This window comes from Stenotrophomonas sp. STEN225 (assembly GCF_056756445.1).
In genome coordinates, this window is record NZ_JBRRBV010000003.1 from 278,524 (window position 1) to 298,656 (window position 20,133).

Annotated in this window: 15 protein-coding genes; 9 read left to right on the forward strand and 6 right to left on the reverse strand. The window is 68.2% G+C overall.

From position 1 onward, the window contains the following. Positions 1-17 precede the first annotated feature (17 nt). Positions 18-1,274 (forward strand): MFS transporter, encoded by a 1,257-nt coding sequence (locus ACVOJ1_RS05230; RefSeq protein WP_065182046.1) that lies wholly within the window; start codon positions 18-20, stop codon positions 1,272-1,274. A gap of 41 nt (positions 1,275-1,315) precedes the next feature. Here the strand turns inward: ACVOJ1_RS05230 and ACVOJ1_RS05235 are convergent, their stop codons facing one another. After that, positions 1,316-2,224 carry a LysR family transcriptional regulator gene (locus ACVOJ1_RS05235; RefSeq protein ID WP_053520468.1) on the reverse strand — a complete coding sequence of 303 codons (909 nt, stop codon included), beginning with the start codon at positions 2,222-2,224 and terminating at the stop codon, positions 1,316-1,318. 308 nt (positions 2,225-2,532) lie between these two features. Next, positions 2,533-3,501 (reverse strand): LysR family transcriptional regulator, encoded by a 969-nt coding sequence (locus ACVOJ1_RS05240; RefSeq protein ID WP_053518611.1) that lies wholly within the window; start codon positions 3,499-3,501, stop codon positions 2,533-2,535. Positions 3,502-3,610: 109 nt separating this feature from the next. Here ACVOJ1_RS05240 and aceB point away from each other — a divergent pair, with 109 nt between their 5' ends. The 4 genes from aceB (at position 3,611) to ACVOJ1_RS05260 (ending at position 10,520) form a co-directional block, all read left to right on the forward strand. Further along, complete coding sequence (gene aceB / locus ACVOJ1_RS05245) at positions 3,611-5,233, forward strand: malate synthase A (RefSeq protein WP_180876417.1); 1,623 nt, start codon at positions 3,611-3,613, stop codon at positions 5,231-5,233. A 63-nt stretch (positions 5,234-5,296) separates the two neighbouring features. Next, positions 5,297-6,589, forward strand: a complete 1,293-nt coding sequence (gene aceA, locus ACVOJ1_RS05250) for an isocitrate lyase (protein ID WP_053518608.1) — start codon at positions 5,297-5,299, stop codon at positions 6,587-6,589. 357 nt (positions 6,590-6,946) lie between these two features. Further along, the gene (locus ACVOJ1_RS05255) at positions 6,947-7,987 is read left to right on the forward strand and encodes a GGDEF domain-containing protein (protein ID WP_262100925.1); all 1,041 of its coding nucleotides are present in this window, start codon (positions 6,947-6,949) and stop codon (positions 7,985-7,987) included. A 16-nt stretch (positions 7,988-8,003) separates the two neighbouring features. Further along, positions 8,004-10,520 carry a putative peptide modification system cyclase gene (locus ACVOJ1_RS05260; protein WP_164151113.1) on the forward strand — a complete coding sequence of 839 codons (2,517 nt, stop codon included), beginning with the start codon at positions 8,004-8,006 and terminating at the stop codon, positions 10,518-10,520. 7 nt (positions 10,521-10,527) lie between these two features. On the opposite strand, the gene ACVOJ1_RS05265 is transcribed toward ACVOJ1_RS05260, so the two are convergent. Then, positions 10,528-10,812 (reverse strand): NHLP-related RiPP peptide, encoded by a 285-nt coding sequence (locus tag ACVOJ1_RS05265; RefSeq protein ID WP_053518604.1) that lies wholly within the window; start codon positions 10,810-10,812, stop codon positions 10,528-10,530. 118 nt (positions 10,813-10,930) lie between these two features. Here ACVOJ1_RS05265 and ACVOJ1_RS05270 point away from each other — a divergent pair, with 118 nt between their 5' ends. Next, complete coding sequence (locus ACVOJ1_RS05270; RefSeq protein ID WP_346480100.1) at positions 10,931-12,100, forward strand: putative peptide maturation dehydrogenase; 1,170 nt, start codon at positions 10,931-10,933, stop codon at positions 12,098-12,100. Between the two features lie 6 nt (positions 12,101-12,106). Here ACVOJ1_RS05270 and ACVOJ1_RS05275 read toward each other — a convergent pair whose 3' ends face one another. The 3 genes from ACVOJ1_RS05275 to ACVOJ1_RS05285 are packed head-to-tail and all read right to left on the reverse strand — an operon-like array spanning position 12,107 to position 16,899. Further along, complete coding sequence (locus tag ACVOJ1_RS05275; protein WP_262100924.1) at positions 12,107-14,089, reverse strand: acetyl-CoA carboxylase biotin carboxylase subunit; 1,983 nt, start codon at positions 14,087-14,089, stop codon at positions 12,107-12,109. Between the two features lie 26 nt (positions 14,090-14,115). Continuing rightward, positions 14,116-15,726 (reverse strand): carboxyl transferase domain-containing protein, encoded by a 1,611-nt coding sequence (locus ACVOJ1_RS05280; protein ID WP_065174183.1) that lies wholly within the window; start codon positions 15,724-15,726, stop codon positions 14,116-14,118. 9 nt (positions 15,727-15,735) lie between these two features. Next, entirely contained in the window at positions 15,736-16,899 is a 1,164-nt protein-coding gene (locus tag ACVOJ1_RS05285; protein WP_053518598.1) for an isovaleryl-CoA dehydrogenase, read from the reverse strand. A gap of 155 nt (positions 16,900-17,054) precedes the next feature. Between ACVOJ1_RS05285 and ACVOJ1_RS05290 the strand changes: the two genes are divergently transcribed. The 3 genes from ACVOJ1_RS05290 (at position 17,055) to ACVOJ1_RS05300 (ending at position 20,036) form a co-directional block, all read left to right on the forward strand. Beyond that, positions 17,055-17,672: a TetR/AcrR family transcriptional regulator gene (locus ACVOJ1_RS05290; protein ID WP_053518597.1), complete on the forward strand. Its 618-nt coding sequence runs from the start codon at positions 17,055-17,057 to the stop codon at positions 17,670-17,672. A 199-nt stretch (positions 17,673-17,871) separates the two neighbouring features. Beyond that, on the forward strand, positions 17,872-18,390 hold the full coding sequence (locus ACVOJ1_RS05295; protein ID WP_053518595.1) for a c-type cytochrome: 519 nt from the start codon (positions 17,872-17,874) through the stop codon (positions 18,388-18,390). 200 nt (positions 18,391-18,590) lie between these two features. Beyond that, entirely contained in the window at positions 18,591-20,036 is a 1,446-nt protein-coding gene (locus tag ACVOJ1_RS05300) for an ExeM/NucH family extracellular endonuclease (RefSeq protein ID WP_065174184.1), read from the forward strand. Positions 20,037-20,133 lie beyond the last annotated feature (97 nt).

The window sequence follows — 20,133 nt, forward strand, 5'->3', positions numbered from 1 at the left end:
TACGGCCCTTCGATCCCATGACTGGCGAAACCGCCGCGGCCCCCGAACGTCGCTTCCCTCCTGCCGATTCCAGCCCCGAGACACGCATCCAGCAGGGCACGCCAGCGTTCCGCCGCACGGCGGTCGCGCTGTTCCTGGCCGGCTTCTCCACCTTTGGCCTGCTGTACACGGTGCAGCCGTTGCTGCCCGAGTTCAGCCGCCACTTCGGCGTCTCCGCCGCCGGCAGCGCGATGTCGCTGTCACTGACCACCGGCACGCTGGCCGTGGCGATGCTGCTGGCCGGGCTGCTGTCCGACGCCGTGGGCCGCAGGCCGTTGATGATCGTCGCCCTGCTGGCCTCGGCCATCCTCTCGCTGAGTACCGCCCTGGTCGATGACTGGACCACGCTGCTGGTGCTGCGCACCCTGCTGGGCCTGGCCCTGAGTGGCGTGCCGGCGGTGGCGATGACCTATCTGGTCGAAGAAATGGACAGCCGCGCACTGGGCCTGGCGATGGGCCTGTACATCGGCGGCAACGCGATCGGTGGCATGAGCGGGCGCCTGCTCGCCGGCATCATCGCCGACCATTGGGGGTGGCGCTGGGGCATCGGCGTGGTCTCGATCATCGCCGTGGCCAGCACCGTGCTGCTGTGGCTGCAGCTGCCGCCATCGCGGCATTTCCAGGCCCGTCGCGGCGGCCTGCGCCAGCTGCCGTCGCGCTGGCGCACGTTGTTCGCCGATCCCGGCCTGCCGTGGCTGTTCGCCACCTCCTTCGTGTTGATGGGCGTATTCGTCACCCTCTACAACTACCTCGGCTATCACCTGCTGGCGCCGCCGTACCACCTCAGCCAGACCGTGGTCGGGCTGATCTTCAGCGTCTACCTGGTCGGTACGTTCAGCTCGGCATGGATGGGCCAACAGGCCACGCGGTACGGCCGTGGGCGCGTCCTGTCGATCTCCTTCGTGCTTATCGGTGCCGGCATCGCGCTGCTGGCGATGCCGTGGCTGACCACGATGGCGCTGGGCATCGCGCTGGTGACCTTCGGCTTCTTCGGCGGTCATTCGGTCGCCAGCAGCTGGGTCGGCAGCCGGGCGGGCATGATGCGCGCGGAAGCCTCGGCACTGTATCTGTTCGCCTACTACCTGGGGTCGAGCGTGCTGGGCGGTGTGGGCGGGCTTGCCTACGCCGCGTGGGACTGGCTGGGGGTGTGCGCGTTCGCGGCAGTGCTGACCCTGCTTGGCGGTGGCATCGTCTGGGCGTTGCAGCAGCGGGCCCCGCAGCCGGTGACGGCCTGATGCTCGCCGGGCCATGCCCGGCGAGCGCGCAGCGCGGCGCTTCACTCTTCGGCGAATGCGCCGCGCAGCAGGCCGGCGAAGTTGCGGATCAGCGGCGTCACTCCCTCACGGCGCCATGCCAGCTGCACCTCCGAGTGCGCGCCGGCATCGGCCAGCGCGACAAAGCGCGCGCCTTCCACCCGGATGTGGTCGCACGAGGACGGCAGGATCGCCGCACCCAGGCCAGCCGCCGCCAGGCTGATCAGCGTGGACGCCTCACCGGCTTCCTGCACGATGCGTGGAGTGAATCCGGCAGCCGCGCACAGCGCGATCATGTGGTCATGGATGCCGGCGCCGGCACTGCGTCGAAATGCCACGAACGGTTCCTGCGCGAACGCACGCAGCGACAGCGTTCCCTGTTCCGGAAGCCGGCGCAGGGCAGGGTGGTCGGCATGCACGATCAACGCCAGCGGATCGACGAACAGGCTGTGCGCAACCAGTTCCGGCGGCAGCGCGCGCTTGCGGATGATGCCCACGTCCAGTGAACCGTCGAGCAGGGCGTCGATCTGCTGCAGCGTGTTCATCTCGCTCAGTTGCAGCCGCACCTGCGGATACTGCTGGCGGTAGCGCAGGATCGAGCGCGGAATCTGCGGCGACAGCGGTGTGGCCCGGGTCAGCCCGATATGCAGCTCACCCTGTTCGCCGCGCTGTGCGCGCTGCACCTCGTCCACTGCCGTCTCCACCTGCTGCACGATGGCCCGCGCGCGCTCCTGCAGCAGTTCACCGGCAGGCGTCAGCTGCACGCGGCGATGGCTGCGCACGAACAGGCGCGCCCCGATCAAGTCCTCCAGCTGGCGGATCTGCTGGCTGAGCGGCGGCTGCGACATGCCCAGCCGCTCGGCCGCCTGGCCGAAGTGCAGGGTCTCGGCAACGGCAAGGAAATAGCGCAGGTGGCGCAGTTCGATGGACATGCGCCCAGTCTATTCATCGCCGGCCGGAAATGAATCAGAGGTTGGATCCGACCCCGTGCCGACCAACGGTCGGCACCCGCCAACAGCAGCTGGCACTAAACAGCAGAGGGAAACTGTCGAAGGCGGGGTGGGTCCGGTTGCGGGGGTGTGAGCGGCATGGATGCCGCGACCAAGCCCCCATGGACGGGTTTACGGCGTCCCCCGCAACCGGACCCACCCCGCCGTCCCACACATAGCCAGCTGTTGCCGTTGCTTCGGCTTGAGGCTTCGGCAGATGCAGGGCGGCAGCCCTGCAAACCAGAACCCCCTCACCGCTCGGAATGCCCGCTCTGGTCGTAATCGCGCGGGCTGAACAGTTCCGGCTGGATCAGCTCGATGAACGCTCGTGCCTGCGCCGACAGCGCCTTGCCGCGGCGCACGATCACGCCATAGCTGCGCTCCGGGAACCAGCGCTTCATCGACCGCGCCGCCAGCCGCTCGTGGTCGGTCTCGTTCAGGCACAGCGCCGGCACGATGGAAATACCCATGCCCATCGCCACGTACTGCTTGATTACTTCCCAGCCGCCCACCTCGAGGGCGACGGTGTACGCGATGCGATGGCGCTGGAACACCTGGTCGACCAGACGGTAGGTGATCTGCCGCTTCGGCGGCAGCACCAGCGGATAGCGGGCGATGTCGGCCAGCTCCAGCTCCGCGCCCCGGGCCAGCGGATGGTCATGTGGCGCGATCAGCACCTGCTCGAAACGATAGGCCGGGGCGTAGCTGAGGTCGGCGGGCACGTCGGTCATCGAGCCGATGGCAAGGTCAGCGGCGTCCTCGCGCAGCAGGTCGGTGCCGTCCGCGCTGATCGCGTTGTGCAGGGTCAGGCGCACATCCGGGTGATGCATGCGGAAGCGCTCGACGATCTTCGGCAGCAGGTACAGGATGGTCGAACTGTTGGCCGCGATGTTCAGTTCGCCCGCATCCAGCCCGCGCACCTTGTCGCGGAAGCGCGCCTCCAGCCCGTCCAGGCTCTCCACCAGCGGTTGCGCCATTTCGTACAGCAGCTGGCCCTCGCGGCTGGGCACCAGGCGGCGGCCGCTGCGCTCGAACAGCGGTACGCCCAGCTCCCGCTCCAGCGCCTGCAATTGCAGGCTGATGGCCGGCTGGCTGACGAAAAGCGCCTCAGCCGCCCGTGAGACTGAACCCAGACGCACGGTCTGGCAGAACGCACGCAAGGGCTTCAGGCGGTCGGATTTGTAGGAAAAACGAGGACTTGGCGAGCTGCGCGTGGTCATGGCGTAACGAGTATTAGCACAATTTATGTAAAGCATTGCAAAAACTGTTTTGCCAAATACTGAGCGCCAGCGGCACGGTGGAGACGTTCCCCACTGCTGGAGTCGTCCCATGTCCGCCGTCGCTTCCGCTGTTCCCTCCCCCGCCACCAAGGCCACGCCCGGCATCGCCCTGGCGACCCGGGTGGCCGGCCAGGACACCCTGCTGCCGGCGCCGCTGCTGGCCCTGCTGGTGTCGCTGCACCGGGCGGTGGAGCCGGGTCGGCAGGCGCGGCTGCAGGCTCGCCGTGAGCGCCAGGCGTTCTTCGACCGCGGCGGCCTGCCGGACTTCCGTGAGGACACCGCCGCGATCCGCAGCGGCGACTGGACCGTCGCACCGCTGCCGGCCGCGCTGCAGGACCGCCGCGTCGAGATCACCGGCCCGACCGATCCGAAGATGGTCATCAACGCGCTGAACTCCGGCGCCAAGGTATTCATGGCCGACTTCGAGGATTCGACCTCGCCGACCTGGCGCAACCTGCTGGCCGGGCAGCAGTCGCTGGCCGCTGCGGTGCGTGGTGACCTGGAGTTCACCGCGGCCAACGGCAAGCACTACACCCTGCGCCCGTACGACGAGCAGGCCGTGCTGATCGTGCGCCCGCGTGGCTGGCATCTGGACGAGAAGCACGTCCGCATCGATGGCCAGTTCCTGGCCGGTGGGCTGTTCGACGCGGCGGTGTTCGCCTTCCACAACGCCCGCACGCTGCAGCGCAAGGATCGTGGCCCGTACTTCTACCTGCCCAAGCTGCAGAGCATGGAAGAGGCGGCCCTGTGGGAGACCGCGCTGTCGCACATCGAAGGCATGCTGGGCCTGCCGCACGGCCAGATCAAGGTGACCGTGCTGATCGAAACGCTGCCGGCGGTGTTCGAGATGGACGAGATCCTGCACGCGCTGCGCGACCGCATCGTCGGCCTGAACTGCGGGCGCTGGGACTACATCTTCTCTTACCTGAAGACCTTCCGCCGCCACGCCGACCGCGTGCTGCCCGAGCGCGGCCAGGTGACCATGACCCAGCCGTTCCTGAAGGCGTATTCGGAACTGCTGATCCAGACGTGCCACCGCCGGGGGGCACATGCGATGGGCGGCATGGCGGCGCAGATTCCGATCAACAACGACGCCGCTGCCAACGAGCAGGCGATGGCGCGTGTGCGTGCCGACAAGCTGCGCGAGGTGAGTGCAGGCCATGACGGCACCTGGGTCGCGCATCCGGCGCTGATTCCGGTGGCGATGGCGATCTTCGACGAGCACATGCCTGCGCCCAACCAGCACCACGTCCTGCGTCAGGACGTGCGCGTGGGCCGCGACGAACTGATCGCGCGTCCGCCGGGCACCATCACCCGCGCCGGCTTCGAGGGCAATGTCGAAGTCTGCGTGCGCTACCTGGCCGCGTGGCTGGACGGCAACGGTTGCGTGCCCATCCATCACCTGATGGAAGACGCGGCCACCGCCGAGATCAGCCGCAGCCAGTTGTGGCAGTGGTTGCATACCCCGGGCCAGCAGCTGGACGACGGCACTGCCATCGACCTGGCACTGCTCGACACCACCCTGGCGCAGCTGCCCGCACGCCTGGGTGATACCACGGCGCTGCCCGGCGGCGCGCGCATCGGCGAAGCCATCGCCCTGCTTGGCGAACTGAGCCGCAACGATGAACTGACCGACTTCCTGACCCTGCCGGCCTACGCGCGCATCGACTGATCCCCGCGCCCGCTCCACGCCGCTTCCCTTCCCGCTGCACGCACCACTGAACTGGAGATAGACATGAGCACCCTGCCCACTGCCGAACAGATCCAGCACGACTGGGATACCAACCCGCGCTGGGAAGGCATCCAGCGCAACTACAGCGCCGCCGACGTGGTGCGCCTGCGCGGCACTGTCCATATCGAGCATTCGCTGGCCCGGCTGGGCGCGGAGAAGCTGTGGAAATCGCTGCACGAGCGCGAGTTCGTCAACGCGCTGGGCGCACTGACCGGCAACCAGGCCATGCAGCAGGTCAAGGCCGGCCTGAAGGCGATCTACCTGTCCGGCTGGCAGGTGGCGGCCGATGCCAACCTGGCCGGGCAGATGTATCCGGACCAGTCGCTGTATCCGGCCGATTCGGTGCCGGCGGTGGTCAAGCGCATCAACAACACGCTGCTGCGCGCCGACCAGCTGCATCACGCTGAAGGCAAGGACGACATCGATTTCCTGCAGCCGATCGTAGCCGATGCCGAGGCCGGCTTCGGTGGCGTGCTCAATGCGTTCGAACTGATGAAGGCGATGATCGAAGCCGGCGCCGCGGGCGTGCATTTCGAGGACCAGCTGGCATCGGTGAAGAAGTGCGGCCACATGGGCGGCAAGGTGCTGGTGCCGACCCGCGAGGCCATCGAGAAGCTCAACGCGGCGCGGCTGGCGGCCGATGTGCTGGGTGTGCCGACCCTGCTGGTGGCGCGCACCGACGCAGAAGCGGCCGACCTGCTGACCAGTGACATCGACGGCAACGATAAGCCGTTCACCACCGGCGAGCGCACCGTCGAAGGCTTCTACAAGACCCGCAACGGCCTGGAACAGGCCATCAGCCGCGGCCTGGCCTATGCACCGTATGCCGATCTGGTGTGGTGCGAGACCGGCAAGCCGGACCTGGAGTTCGCGCGCAGGTTCGCCGAAGCCATTCATGCGAAGTTCCCCGGCAAGCTGCTGGCCTACAACTGCTCGCCGAGCTTCAACTGGAAGAAGAACCTGGACGACGCCACCATCGCCAAGTTCCAGAAGGAGCTGGGCAGCTATGGCTACAAGTTCCAGTTCATCACCCTGGCCGGTTTCCACGCGCTGAACTACGGCATGTTCAACCTGGCCCACGGTTACGCGCGCCGGCAGATGAGCGCCTTCGTCGAGTTGCAGGAGGCGGAGTTCGAAGCGGCCGAGCGCGGCTTCACCGCGGTCAAGCACCAGCGCGAGGTCGGCACCGGTTACTTCGACGCGGTCACCCAGGCGATCCAGCAGGGACAGTCCTCCACCACCGCGCTGACCGGTTCGACCGAAGAAGAGCAGTTCCACAGCGAACGCGCGGCCTGATCCAACGGTGGCCGTGCGATCGGCTGCCGACACCGCTCAGGGTGGCCAGGGAAGGGCCAGACAACGCCGGCCGGTCGGGGGACCTGCCGGCGTTGTTGTATCCCCTCGGCCCGGTCCCGCATGGCATCCGCGTCAATCGGGCGCACGCCTCGCCACGCAACTTGGCCCAAACCCTGTGAAGACGGGCATCAGCTTGATCCGGCAGGAATTTTTACGGACAGTCGTGCTCCCAAGGTGCAGCCCCCGGTCTCCACGCACCTACCGGCTGTCGATTCGTAAAAATGAGATAGGGCGCACACTTTAAAGCGGTGCTATGCTCCGCGGCTCACCAGGGGACGCTGGCGGCGGGTGCAGGGAATGACCGGCAGGGGTGCGGCCGAGAACACTGATGCAACGACCGGTATCGCCCATGTGGCGATGGCCGAGATCGTGCATGCGCTGCTGTCCGATGCCGAGGTCGCATTGTTCGCCAGATTCGGCCGGCCGCGCCGGCTCGAAGCCGGGCAGTGGCTGTTCCAGCGCGGCCATCGTGGCGAGCGCATGTACGTGATCCTGGAAGGCCGGATCGAACTGGATTTCGGCGAGGATCTGGTGATCAAGGTCCTCGGCCACCAGGAGTTCTTCGGCGAGCTGGGCCTGCTGGTCGGCGATCACCTGCGCAGTGCCGGTGCACGTGCGCTGGTCGATTGCCAGGTGCTGGAACTGGGGCCGGCCGATTTCCAGCGTCTGGTCGATGCCGATCCAGGGCTGGTGGCCTACTTCCTGCGCCGTACGATCATGCGCGTGCTGACCAACGAGCAGGCCCTGATCAGCCAGCTGCGGCGCCGCAACCACGATCTGGAAACGGCGCTCGACAATCTGTACATCACCACCCACCAGCTCACGCACACCCGCGAGCTGGTGCGTACCGACGAGCTGACCGGGCTGCACAACCGCCGCGGGCTGACCCTGTACCTGCAGGAGTGCCGGGCCGATGGGCGGGGCGCACCGCAGGGCCTGCTGCTGATCGACTGTGATCGCTTCAAGCAGATCAACGACCGGCACGGCCACCAGGCCGGCGACCGGGTGCTGCAGAGCATGGGCAACATCCTGCGCTCGATGGCCGGCGAACACGACCTGGCCTGCCGCCTGGGCGGCGATGAGTTCTGCCTCATCCTGCGGCGCGGCACCCACGAAATCGTGCAGCATGCCGCCGAGTTCATCCTCAGCGCGGTGCATGGTCTACTCGAACGCAGCCATGGCACGCCCCATGTGAGCCTGGTGAGCATCGGCGCCAGCCTGCTGGCGCCGGATGCGGACTGGAGCGAGTGGTATGCGCGTGCGGACCGAGCGCTGTACCAGGCCAAGCGCGATGGCGGCAACTGCCTGCGCTGGGTGGACGCGCCGGACGGGCACTAGAGCGGAGACACCGGTGATGAAGGGCGACAAAGGAACGTCGGCGCCACACAACCAGCAGCTGCGCGCGCTGCTGTTCACCGACCTGTGCGATTCGCTGCAGCTGGTTGAGCGGATCGGTGATGTGGCGGCGGCCGAGCTGTTCCAGCAGCATGACCGTCTGGTGCTGGGTCTGCAGCAGCGCTGGAACGGGCAGCTGATCGACCGTTCCGACGGCCTGTTCGTACTGTTCGAGCGCACCATCGATGGCGTCGGTTTTGCCCTGGCCTACCAGACTGCGGTGGAGGCGCTGGGGCGTGAGCGCGGCATCGTGCTGCGCGCGCGTGCGGGCCTGCATGTCGGTGACGTGCTGTTGTGGAACAACAGTGCCGAAGCAATGGCCCATGGCGCCAAGCCGGTGGAGGTGGAGGGCCTGGCCAAGCCGATGGCGGCGCGGCTGATGCAGCTGGCCTGGCCGGGCCAGGTGTTGCTGTCGGCCACCGCCGAGCAGATGGCACGGCGCGCTACCTCCACGCTGCCCTGGGCCAGCGAGGCGCTGCGCTGGAAGCACCATGGGCGCTGGCGCTTCAAGGGCATCACCGAGCGCCAGGATGTGTTCGAGATCGGCCTGCGTGGCAGTGCGCCGCTGCGTCGACCGCGCTCGGGCGAGAAGGCATGGCGCGATCTACCCTTGTGGCGGCGTCCCGCGGCTGTGGTCACCGAGGCCGCGCTGGCGGTGACGCTGGGCGTGCTGCTGTGGATGCTGCTGCGCCCGGCGCCGGCCATCGCCTTCGCCGAACGGGACTGGGTGATCCTGGCCGCGGTGCAGAACACCACCGCCTATCCGCAGCTGGACAGCAGCCTGGAGCAGGCGCTGTACATCAGCCTGGGTCAGTCACGCTTCGTCAACATCCTCAGCGAGTTGAAGGTGCGCGACACCCTGCAGCTGATGCAGCGCTCGCCACAGGCACGGCTCGACCGAGGCCTGGCCATCGAGGTGGCCCTGCGCGACGGCGCGCGCGCGGTGCTGGTACCGAGCGTGCTCGAACTCAACGGCAAGGTGCGGGTCAGTGTCGAAGTGGTCGATCCGCACAGCGGTCAGACCGTCTATACGCGCTACGCCGATGGTCGAGGCCTGGAATCGATCCTGACCTCCACCGACCACGTGGTGGCAGCGCTGCGCGCCGACCTGGGCGAAGCGTTGCGTGATGTCGGTCGCGATCAGCGACCGCTGCCCACCGTGGCGACGGCCAATCTCGATGCCCTGCATGCCTACGCCAAGGGCGTCGATGCCACGGCGGCCGCCCGCTACGACGACGCACTGATGTTCTACGAGCAGGCCACCCGGCTCGATCCCGCATTCGCCTTTGCCTATGTGGGGCAGATGACCATCCAGCACGCCAAGGGCAACCTGGAGCAGGCCGCCGTGCTGTACCGGAAGGCGGTCAGCCAGCGTGCCCACCTGACCGCACGCGACCAGCTGTACCTGGACGCGTGGGCAGCGGATTTCGCAGGTGCACCGCCCATGCGCATCGCCGACAAGTGGCGCCTGCTGACCGAGCTGTACCCGGACGACCCGGCCGGTTGGATGAACTACGCCAAGATCCTGTACACCCAGGGCGACTATGACGGCGCCCTGGCCGCAACACAGCCGCTGCTGGCCCGCCAGCATTCTCGGCGTGCACTGGTGCTGGTGTTCGTGGCGCGGGTGCAGCTGGCCCGTGGCGAAGTCGCCGCAGCCGAAGCGGCGCTGCGCGGCGCACGCCTTCATCCGGGCTGGAATGGCGATGGCATGGAGCCGGTGATCGCCGCGCTGGCCGGTGATTTCGAGGCCGCCAATGCCGGCTTTGCGGCGATGCCCGTATCGGGGCCGGGGACGCGCATGCTGCGCGCGGCGGTGCTGGCCATGCAGGAGCGCGCGCACGAGGCAGCCACCGACATGCGGCAGGTGGCTGCCCAGTGCACGACGGTCGGTGGGCTGTGCGACATCTACGCGCTGCAGGCACTGGCCTGGCGCGAACAGGAAGGCGACCACGTGACGGCGCAGGAATACCTGCGTGTGCTGGACCGGGCGCTGGCCGCGGTCGACCGTCGCCATCCTGCGCCAGCGCGCCGCAATGCATTCATCGCCCTGGCGGCGGCCTATCATGCCGCGCGCGCAGGCCACGCCTCGGTGGTGATGCAGCGCAGGGACCCGCTGCAGGCCCTGCCCGAGCGCGACGCGGATCCGCGTCTGCGCGAGCTCTGGAACCTGCTGCGTGCCCGCATGGCCTTCGACCAGGGTGACCTAGACCAGGCGCAGGACCTGCTGGCGCAGCAGCCGTCGGCGAACCTGTTCCAGTGGCGGGTGCTGCAGCTGGATCTGGTGACCGCGCGCGGCGACCAGGCCGCGGTCGCACGGCAGGCGGCGTGGCTGCAGCGCCACGCCGGCCTGGCATTTGCTGAAGACACCGGTGACTACGCTCTGTTGCCACTGAACGCGATGGATGTGCAGCGGCTGGCGGCAGGCCGCGCCGCCGCAGTGATGCCTGACAAGGGCACGGTGGCCGCGCCCTGAGGCCGGTCTATCGATCCAGGCCGGGCAGGCCATCCTCGAACAGGAACGGCACGGTGAACGAGGCACGCGCGTCCAGCAGCTCCCGCAGGCGCGGAGCGGCCTTGGCGAACTCGGCCTTGCTGCCCAGCGTGGCCAGCGGCGTATGGCAGGCGCGCACGCAGTCTTCATCGGCGCCCAGATCGAGCAGTGCCTGGCCCGGATCAGCGGCGAAAGCCTTGCGGAAGTCATCGTCGCTGGACAGGCGTTCCAGCAGCTGCTGGACGACGTGGGTGGGAAGCGGTGAAGAAGACATGGCGTGCAACCGACGGGCTGGGAAAATGGAAGTATCGGCGGCGATCGTGCGAAGTTGATGGCAGGCACGTGCATCGCGCTATGATCGGCGCCCCCGCAGGCCTTTCGATTGCACGCCGATGAGATTCCGCCGTTGCCGGACACTGTTCGTCGAGCCGGTCGAACGCCCGGCCTTTGCATTGGCCGACCTGATGGCCGGCGGCACCGGGGTGACCTTCGAGCAGCGGCTGCAGGTGCGTACCGCCCACCTGCCTTCGGCATGCGAGATCGATGCCGACAGCTGCGCCTGGCTGTTGGCCTGCAGCGCCGAGCATTGGCAGCCGATGCCGGAGGATGCGGCCTGCCGCCGCCGCGTACTGGCGCTGCTGCAGCAGGGACTGCTGGTCAGCGACGATCCGGCCCATGCCGAGGCCTGTGCGGCCGAGCAGCGCGTGCGCGACAGCCACTGGTGGCCGCTGTCGGCGCTGCACTACCAGCAATCCTGCTGGGATGGCGTGGACAGCAGCGCGGACATGCAGCGTCAGCAGTTGGTGACCGCGTGCGACCTGGTCCGCAGCTTCGGCAATCCGCCGCCGGAGGCGCCGCCACGCCAGCCCGGCGCGCTTGCGCTGCCCCGCTGCGATGATGATCCGATGCAGGAACTGCTGCAGGCGCGTGCCACCTGCCGGAATTTCGATGCGACCCGCGCGCTGCCGCTGCCGTTGCTGGCACGGCTGCTGCAGCAGGTGCTGATGGCGCAGGCACAGGTGGAAACCGATCCGGACGTGCGGTTCCTGAAGAAGAACGTGCCCTCGGCCGGCAGCCTGCATCCGCTGGAAGCCTATCTGATGGTGCGCGACGTGCAGGGCCTGGCGCCGGGGCTCTACCATTACCACGCAGTCGCGCATGAACTGGCCCCGCTGCCGGTGCAGCCCGACGATCCCGCAGGGTTCCGCCTGCGCCTGCTGGCGGGCCAGCACTGGTTCGCCGATGCCCACGTGCTGCTGGTACTGGTGTGCCGCTTCGAGCGCACCTTCTGGAAGTACCGCAACCACGCCAAGGCCTACCGTGCGGTCATGCTCGACGCCGGGCACATCTCGCAGGCGTTCTACAGCGCGGCCACCGCACAGGGCCTGGGCGCGTTCGTCACGGCGGCCATCAACGAGGCCGAGGCCGCGCGCGCGCTTGCCCTGCAGCCGATGGCGGAAGGCGCGCTGGCGGTATGCGGCTTCGGCTGGCGCGCGGCAACGATGCAGACCTCGGAGATGGACCCGGCGGGCCGTGTCTGGCCCGCCAGGATCACGCCGTAGCGTGGCTCAGGTCGCTTCGAAGTCGACCAGGACCGCGCCGTCCCCGACCTGGTCGCCGGCCTTCGCCCGGTAACCCTTCACTGTGCCGTCGGCCGGTGCCTGCAGGGTGTGCTCCATCTTCATCGCCTCGAGTACCACCAGCGGCGTGCCACGCTTGACCTGGGCACCGGCCTCGACCAGCGTGGCCACGATCCTGCCGGGCATCGGCGCCAGCAGGCTGCCTGCATCGGCCACCGCATGCTCCGACTCGCCGACCGGGTCGTGCAGGGTGAAGCGGTGCTGGCCATCGGCGCCGAACAGATACAGCTGGTCACCCTCGCGCAGCAGCTGCAGTGACCAGCGACGGCCGTCCAGCTGCACCGTCAGGTGCTGGCTGTCGAGGCAACCGAGCACCGACTGCGGGGCCGCATCATCACATTGCACACGCCAGCCATCGGCCTGTGCCCACACCTTCAGCACGTGCCGGCGCTCTCCCTGCTGCAGCGGCAGCACGCGGGGCGCGGGCGCACCCAGGCGCCAGCCATCCTGTGCGCGCCAAGGCGAATGGGGGTCGCGCGGGTCGCTGCCGGCGTCGGCCGTGCTGGCAACCGCGGCGACCGCGGCCAACTGCCACAGTGCATCGTCGCTGTCACCGATGGCGCTCAAGGCGGCCTGCTCGCGTTCGATCAGTGCGGTATCCAGCCGGGCGTGCGCGAATGAATCGGTGTGGACCAGCCGGCGCAGGAAACCGGCATTGGTGGTCACGCCCACCACCTGGCAGTCAGCCAGTGCCTGGCTCATGCGCCGCAATGCGCTGTCGCGGTCCACATCCCAGACGATCAGCTTGGCGATCATCGGGTCGTAATACGGCGTGATGGCGTCGCCTTCCTCCACGCCGGTATCCACGCGCACGTTGGCCGAGGCCGTCGGCAGGCGCAGTCGGCGCAGGGTACCGGTGGACGGCAGGAAGCCGCGGTCGGCATCTTCGGCGTACAGCCGTGCTTCGATCGCGTGGCCTTGGATGGCCAGCTGGTCCTGGCGCAGCGGCAGTGGCTGGCCGCAGGCCACGCGCAGCTGCCATTCCACCAGGTCGGTACCGGTGATGAACTCGGTGACCGGGTGCTCGACCTGCAGGCGGGTGTTCATTTCCATGAAGTAGAAATCACCGTCCGGGCCGGCGATGAACTCCACCGTGCCCGCGCCGACGTAGCCCACGGCGCGTGCAGCGTCGACCGCCGCCTGGCCCATCGCCGCGCGGCGCTCGGCACTCATGCCCGGTGCCGGGGCTTCTTCCAGTACCTTCTGGTGCCGGCGTTGCACCGAGCAGTCACGCTCGAACAGGTAGACCGCATCACCGTGGCTGTCGCCGAACACCTGGATCTCGATATGGCGCGGGCGCTCGACATACTTCTCGACCAGCACGTGGTCGTTGCCGAACGCCGAGGCGGCCTCGCGCTGGCAGCTGGCCAGCGCATCGATGAAGTCCTCGCTGCGTTCGACCTTGCGCATGCCCTTGCCGCCACCGCCGGCGCTGGCCTTGATCAGCACCGGATAGCCGATCGTATCGGCCTGCGCGCGCAGGAAGTCCGGCGCCTGCTGGTCACCGTGATAACCCGGCGTCAGCGGCACGCCGGCTTTGGCCATCAAGGCCTTGGCCGCGCTCTTGTCACCCATCGCGCGGATCGCGCTGGCCGGCGGCCCGATGAAGGTGATGCCGGCGGCGGCACAGGCATCGGCGAAGTCGGCGTTCTCGGACAGGAAGCCGTATCCGGGATGGATCGCCTGCGCGCCGCTCCGGCGTGCGGCGTCGAGTAGGGCCTCGCCGCGCAGATAGCTCTCGCGTGCGGCGGCCGGCCCGATGTGGATGGCCTCGTCGGCCAGGCGCACGTGGCGGGCGTTGCGGTCCGCATCGGAATACACGGCCACGGTGGCGATGCCGAGGCGGCGGCAGGTGGCGATGACGCGGCAGGCGATTTCGCCACGGTTGGCGATCAGGACTTTGGTGAACATGGCGACAGGCTCGGTCATGGCGCGGGTTACATGCGGAACACGCCGAAGCGCGTCTGCTGCGGGGCGGCGTTGAGGCTGGCCGACAGCGCCAGGGCCAACACCCGACGTGTATCGGCCGGATCGATCACGCCGTCGTCCCACAGGCGCGCGCTGGCGTAGTACGGGTGGCCCTGCTGCTCGAACTGCTCGCGGATCGGCGCCTTGAACGCGTCCTCTTCCGCGGCGGGCCATTGCCCGCCCTTGGCTTCGATGCCATCGCGACGCACCGTGGCCAGCACGCTGGCGGCCTGTTCGCCACCCATCACGCCGATGCGTGCGTTGGGCCACATCCACAGGAAATTCGGCGAATAGGCCCGCCCACACATGCCGTAGTTGCCGGCGCCGAAGGAGCCGCCGATCACCACGGTGAACTTGGGCACCTTCGCGCAGGCGACCGCCATCACCAGCTTGGCACCGTCCTTGGCGATACCGCCCTGTTCGTACTTGCGCCCGACCATGAAGCCGGTGATGTTCTGCAGGAACAGCAGCGGGATGCCGCGCTGGGTGCACAGCTCGATGAAGTGCGCGCCCTTCAGCGCGGACTCGGAGAACAGGATGCCGTTGTTGGCGATGATGCCGATCGGGTAGCCGTTCAGATGGGCGAAGCCGGTGACCAGGGTGGCGCCATAGCGCGGCTTGAACTCATCGAAGCGCGAGCCATCGACCAGGCGTGCGATCACCTCGCGCACGTCGTAGGGCTTGCGCGTATCGGCCGGGATCACGCCGTACAGTTCGTGCGCCGGCAGCAATGGTTCCTCCGGCGGCTGCATCGCCATCGCCGGTTCCGGCTTGCGCCAGTTCAGCTGGGCGATGATCGCGCGGACCCGTGCCAGCGCCTGCAGGTCGTTGTCGGCCATGTGGTCGGCCACGCCGGAAATGCGCGTGTGCACGTCCGCGCCGCCCAGTTCCTCGGCCGTTACCACTTCACCGGTGGCCGCCTTCACCAGCGGCGGGCCGCCGAGGAAGATGGTGCCCTGCTCGCGCACGATCACCGTTTCATCGCTCATCGCCGGCACGTAGGCCCCACCGGCGGTGCAGCTGCCCATGACGCAGGCGATCTGCGGGATGCCCTGCGCGGACAGGTTGGCCTGGTTGTAGAAGATGCGGCCGAAGTGGTCGCGGTCGGGGAACACCTCGTCCTGCAGCGGCAGGAAGGCGCCACCGGAGTCGACCAGATAGATGCACGGCAGGTGGTTCTGCTCGGCGATCTCCTGTGCACGCAGGTGCTTCTTCACCGTCATCGGGTAATAGGTGCCGCCCTTGACCGTGGCATCGTTGGCCACGATCACGCACTCCACGCCGCTGACCCGGCCGATACCGGCGACCACGCCGGCTGCCGGCACAGCGTCGTCATACATGCCATGAGCAGCCAGCGGCGCGATTTCCAGGAAGGCACTGCCGGCATCGAGCAGGGCGTCGATGCGGTCGCGTACCAGCAGCTTGCCGCGCGCGGTGTGCTTGGCGCGTGCCGCCTCGCTGCCGCCCAGGGCAGTGCGGGCGAGGGTGGCGTGCAGATCGTCGACCACGGCCTGCATCGCCGCGCGGTTGCTTTCAAACGTGTCGCTGCCCGGTTGCAGCTGGCTGTTCAGGACGGTCATGGGGTGGCCTTACAGGGTGCGCTGGAACAATTCACGGCCGATCAGCATGCGGCGGATCTCCGACGTGCCCGCACCGATCTCGTACAGCTTGGCGTCGCGCCACAGGCGGCCGGTCGGGTACTCGTTGATGTAGCCGTTGCCACCGAGGATCTGGATAGCCTGCCCGGTCAGCCAGGTGGCTTTCTCGGCGGCGTACAGGATCGCACCGGCCGCGTCCTGGCGGGTGGTACGGCCCTGGTCGCAGGCGCGCGCCACGGCGTACACGTAGGCGCGGCAGGCGCCCAGGCCCACGTACATGTCGGCGATCTTGGCCTGGATCAGCTGGAAGCTGCCGATCGCTTCGCCGAACTGGTGGCGTTCGTGCACGTACGGCATCACCACGTCCATGGCCGCAGCCATCAGCCCCAGCGGGCCGCCGGACAGCACCACGCGCTCGTAGTCCAGGCCGGACATCAGCACGCGCACGCCACCGCCGACGCTGCCGAGCACGTTCTCTTCGGGAATCTCGCAGTCCTGGAACACCAGTTCGCAGGTCGGCGAGGAGCGCATGCCCAGCTTGTCCAGCTTCTGCGCGGTGGAGAAACCCGGCATGCCCTTTTCAACCAGGAAGGCGGTGATGCCCCTGGCGCCGGCGTCCATGTCGGTTTTGGCATAGACCACCAGCACATCGGCGTCCGGGCCGTTGGTGATCCACATCTTGTTGCCGTTGAGGACATAGCGATCGCCACGCTTGTCGGCGCGCAGCTTCATCGATACCACGTCCGAACCGGCGCCGGGTTCGCTCATCGCCAGTGCGCCCACCTTGGCGCCGCTGCACAGGTCGGGCAGGAAGCGCTGCTTCTGCGCCTCGCTGCCGTTCTTGCGCAGCTGGTTCACGCACAGGTTGGAGTGCGCGCCATAGGACAGGCCGATGCCGCCGGAGGCGCGCGAGACCTCTTCCATCGCCACCACGTGGGCCAGGTAGCCCATGCCGGTACCGCCGTATTCTTCCTCGACGGTAAGGCCGAGCAGGCCCTGTTCGCCCAGTTTCGGCCACAGTGCCTGCGGGAACTGGTTGGTCGCATCGGCCTCGGCCGCCAGCGGCGCGATCTCGGCGGCGGCAAAATGGGCCACGCTCTGGCGCAGCAGGTCGATCTCTTCACCGAGATCGAAGTTCAGGGATGGCACGTGCATTACAGCGGCTCCACGGCGGCAAAGTGGGGGATGGACGCACCCAGGGCTTGCCGGCGATGGTTTCCAGGACCGCGCCGGCACGGGCGAGGCCCCAGCGTAACGGGGTTCGGGAAAGAAGTGAACACAAATTCAAAAATTGAAACCAGAATCAAAACATGGCCTACAAACGCTCTGCACTGATGGAAGAACGCCTGGCCGGGGCCCGCGAGCGGATCCTGCTGGCAACCCGTGAACGGGTCGCCACCGGCGGCTGGCGAAACGCCCCGGTGACCGCCGTGGCAACCCAGGCGGGGGTCTCCACCGGCCTGATCTACCGTCATTTCCCCTCCAAGGCCGACCTGTTCGTGGAGGTGCTCAACGCGGCGGTGGCCCATGAAGTGGCGATCATGGAACGCATCGCCAGCGGCCCGGAGGCCGCCAGCGAGCGCCTGCGGCTGGCCATCGCCGCCTTCGTGCGTCGCGCCCTGGCGGGTCCGGGGCTGGCCCACGCCTTCATCGTCGAACCGGTCGATCCGGACGTGGAAGCCGAGCGCATGCGCGGCCGCCGTGCCTTCGGCGATGTGTTCCTGCGCCTGGTGGAGGAAGGTGTGGCCGCCGGCGAACTGCCTGCGCAGGATGCGCATGTGGCGGCCGCGTGCCTGGTCGGGGCCTTCACCGAAGCGATGGTTGGCCCGACTGCGCCCAGCCGTGAAGCGCATCGCGACGAGGATGCGCTGGTCGACGCCATCTGCAGCTTCTGCCTGCGTGCCATCGGCGCACCGGTAAATCGGTAGCGCCGGGCCATGCCCGGTGGCTTGTGTTGCTGGGGTCAGGTCCCGTTTGCGGCGCAAAAGGGATCTGACCCCAGCCCCCGGCATGTTGCGCCGCACCAGCATTGACGCCTGTTGTCGCGCGCAGGGCGCGTTCTATACTCGGCCCATCACGCAGTCGCTCAGCCGTGGTCCAACGACTACCAGCCAGGGGTAACGAAGAGTGCGGAATTACGATCTGGAGTTCCTGAAACGCTTCTCCATGGTGATCGCGCTGTTGATGGCCATCACTCTGGGTCTGATCTTCCTTGCCGCCTTCCTGCACACCCGGATTCCGCCCGAGGTGTCGCCCACTGCGGCCAAACGCACCGAACAGCGCATCGCGCCGACCGGAGCGGTGTACGCCGGCAGTACCGGTGCAGCCGCGCAGGCGGCGGCCAAGGCGGCCGCGCTGGCCAAGGCCGCCTCGCAGGTGGCCTACGGCGGCACCACCGATGGCAAGGTCATCTTCGACAACCTGTGCACCGCCTGCCACACCACCGGGGTGGGCCAGGCGCCGACCCTGGACCGCGCGCACTGGGACCAGCGCATCACGCAGGGCAAGGACACGCTCTACAAGCACGCCATCGAGGGCTACACCGGCCCGGACGGCGGCATCATGCCTCCCAAGGGCGGCAACCCGGCGCTGACCGAGGAACAGATCCACGCCACCGTGGACTGGATGCTGGGCAACCTGAAGTAGGGCCTTTCCGCAGCGCCGGGCCTGCCCTCGGCAGCCTCTGCTCCACCTGCATGGGCGGCTGCCGGGCATGGGCCCGGCGCTGCGATCCCGTCGTCGACGGCCCCCGGGGCTTTGCCCACCTGGGCAGATCGCCGGGCTGCAGTCGGGCGTTCGTATTTCGGGGTTAGTCTGTGCCCCCATTCCGTGGAGTCTGCCCGTCGATGCGCCGCCGTTCCCTTGTTCTCGTCCTGTCCCTGCTGCTGCCGGCATCTGCCTTTGCCCAGGCCCAGCCGCAGGCCATGCCGGCCCCGGCGACGTCCACCCCACGCAACTCCACCGTTGTACTGGCCACCGCGCCGGCCGACTGGCGCGCGCTGGACGGCCAGCGTGTGCGCATCGCTGCGCCGCTGACCCTGGCCGGCACCGACGCTCTGGAACGCTCCGGCCAGCTGACGGTCGCCTTCGGCGGTCGCCTGTGGCAGCCGACCGAAGTGGCCGCGCCAGGCACCGCCGGCATCGAACAGGTGATGGCTGACAACCTGCGCCGCCGCCTGGTCCTGGACGATGGCAGCGACGTGCGTGATCCGGGCAGCGTGGCCTACCTGCCGGGCAACCCGGTGCTGCGCACCGGCATGCTGCTGCGCAATGTGGAAGGCACTGTCCGCGTGGACGCGCAGGGCCGCCCCCAGCTGCGGGTCGAAGGCACGCTGAGCCTGCCCGCACTGCAGCGGCCGGCGGTGCCGGAGGTGCCTGGCAGCCTGCGTATCGCGGCGTTCAACCTGGAAAACTACTTCAATGGCGACGGCCAGGGCGGCGGCTTCCCGACGTTGCGCGGTGCCCGCACGCTCGAGGAGCACAAGGCCCAGGTAGCCAAGCTGGTCGCCACCATCAATGCACTCGATACCCACATCGCCGCCCTGATGGAGCTGGAGAACGATGGCTACGGACCGCAGTCGGCCATTGCCGAGCTGCTGGCCGCGCTCAATGACCGGCCGCACGCCGGACCGGACGACGCATGGGTGGCGGTCGATCCGGGCGAAGGCCCCGGCACCAATCCCATCCGCGTCGGCATCATCTACAAGCGCGGTGCGTTCAAGACATTGGGCCCGCCGTTGACCAAGCTTGATGGCCCGTTTGCCGAGCACAGCCGCGCACCGCTGGCGCAGGCTTTCCAGGGCAAGGGCGCGCCGTTCATGGTGGTCGCCAACCACTTCAAGTCCAAGGGTTGCCGCGACGCCAGCGGTGCCGACGCCGACCGCAACGATGGCCAGGGCTGCTGGAATGCGACGCGCGTCGAATCGGCCCGCCAGCTCAACCAGTGGGTGCAGGCCGAAGCCGCGCGCCTGAAGGTGAAGGATGTGGTGATGCTGGGCGATTTCAACGCCTATGCGATGGAGGATCCGATCCGCACGCTGCACACGCTGGGCTGGCAGGACGCCTTCAAGGTGGCCAAGGTCGAACATCCCTACAGCTACGTCTACAACGGCTACAGCGGCCGCCTCGACCACGCCCTGCTGAGTCCGTCCATGGCACGCCGCCTGGCGGGCGCCGCCGAATGGCACAGCAATGCCGACGAGCAGGACGCCAGCGGCTACCAGGGGCGCAATGTGCCCGGCCCATGGCGCAGTTCCGACCACGACCCGCTGCTGCTGGGCTTCGACAAGTAATGCCCAACGCCGGGGTGGGGGGCCCAACCAAACCAAAGAGGTGCCCACCCCCCCCCCCAACAACACCCCCCCCAGAAAAAACCAAACCCCCACCACA

Excerpts from the sequence above, each read along its gene's own strand:
- ACVOJ1_RS05230 (WP_065182046.1), top strand. The coding sequence starts at position 18 with ATGACTGGCGAAACCGCCGCGGCCCCCGAACGTCGCTTCCCTCCTGCC.
- ACVOJ1_RS05235 (WP_053520468.1), bottom strand. The coding sequence starts at position 2,224 with ATGTCCATCGAACTGCGCCACCTGCGCTATTTCCTTGCCGTTGCCGAG.
- ACVOJ1_RS05240 (WP_053518611.1), bottom strand. The coding sequence starts at position 3,501 with ATGACCACGCGCAGCTCGCCAAGTCCTCGTTTTTCCTACAAATCCGAC.
- aceB (WP_180876417.1), top strand. The coding sequence starts at position 3,611 with ATGTCCGCCGTCGCTTCCGCTGTTCCCTCCCCCGCCACCAAGGCCACG.
- aceA (WP_053518608.1), top strand. The coding sequence starts at position 5,297 with ATGAGCACCCTGCCCACTGCCGAACAGATCCAGCACGACTGGGATACC.
- ACVOJ1_RS05255 (WP_262100925.1), top strand. The coding sequence starts at position 6,947 with ATGACCGGCAGGGGTGCGGCCGAGAACACTGATGCAACGACCGGTATC.
- ACVOJ1_RS05260 (WP_164151113.1), top strand. The coding sequence starts at position 8,004 with ATGAAGGGCGACAAAGGAACGTCGGCGCCACACAACCAGCAGCTGCGC.
- ACVOJ1_RS05265 (WP_053518604.1), bottom strand. The coding sequence starts at position 10,812 with ATGTCTTCTTCACCGCTTCCCACCCACGTCGTCCAGCAGCTGCTGGAA.
- ACVOJ1_RS05270 (WP_346480100.1), top strand. The coding sequence starts at position 10,931 with ATGAGATTCCGCCGTTGCCGGACACTGTTCGTCGAGCCGGTCGAACGC.
- ACVOJ1_RS05275 (WP_262100924.1), bottom strand. The coding sequence starts at position 14,089 with ATGTTCACCAAAGTCCTGATCGCCAACCGTGGCGAAATCGCCTGCCGC.
- ACVOJ1_RS05280 (WP_065174183.1), bottom strand. The coding sequence starts at position 15,726 with ATGACCGTCCTGAACAGCCAGCTGCAACCGGGCAGCGACACGTTTGAA.
- ACVOJ1_RS05285 (WP_053518598.1), bottom strand. The coding sequence starts at position 16,899 with ATGCACGTGCCATCCCTGAACTTCGATCTCGGTGAAGAGATCGACCTG.
- ACVOJ1_RS05290 (WP_053518597.1), top strand. The coding sequence starts at position 17,055 with ATGGCCTACAAACGCTCTGCACTGATGGAAGAACGCCTGGCCGGGGCC.
- ACVOJ1_RS05300 (WP_065174184.1), top strand. The coding sequence starts at position 18,591 with ATGCGCCGCCGTTCCCTTGTTCTCGTCCTGTCCCTGCTGCTGCCGGCA.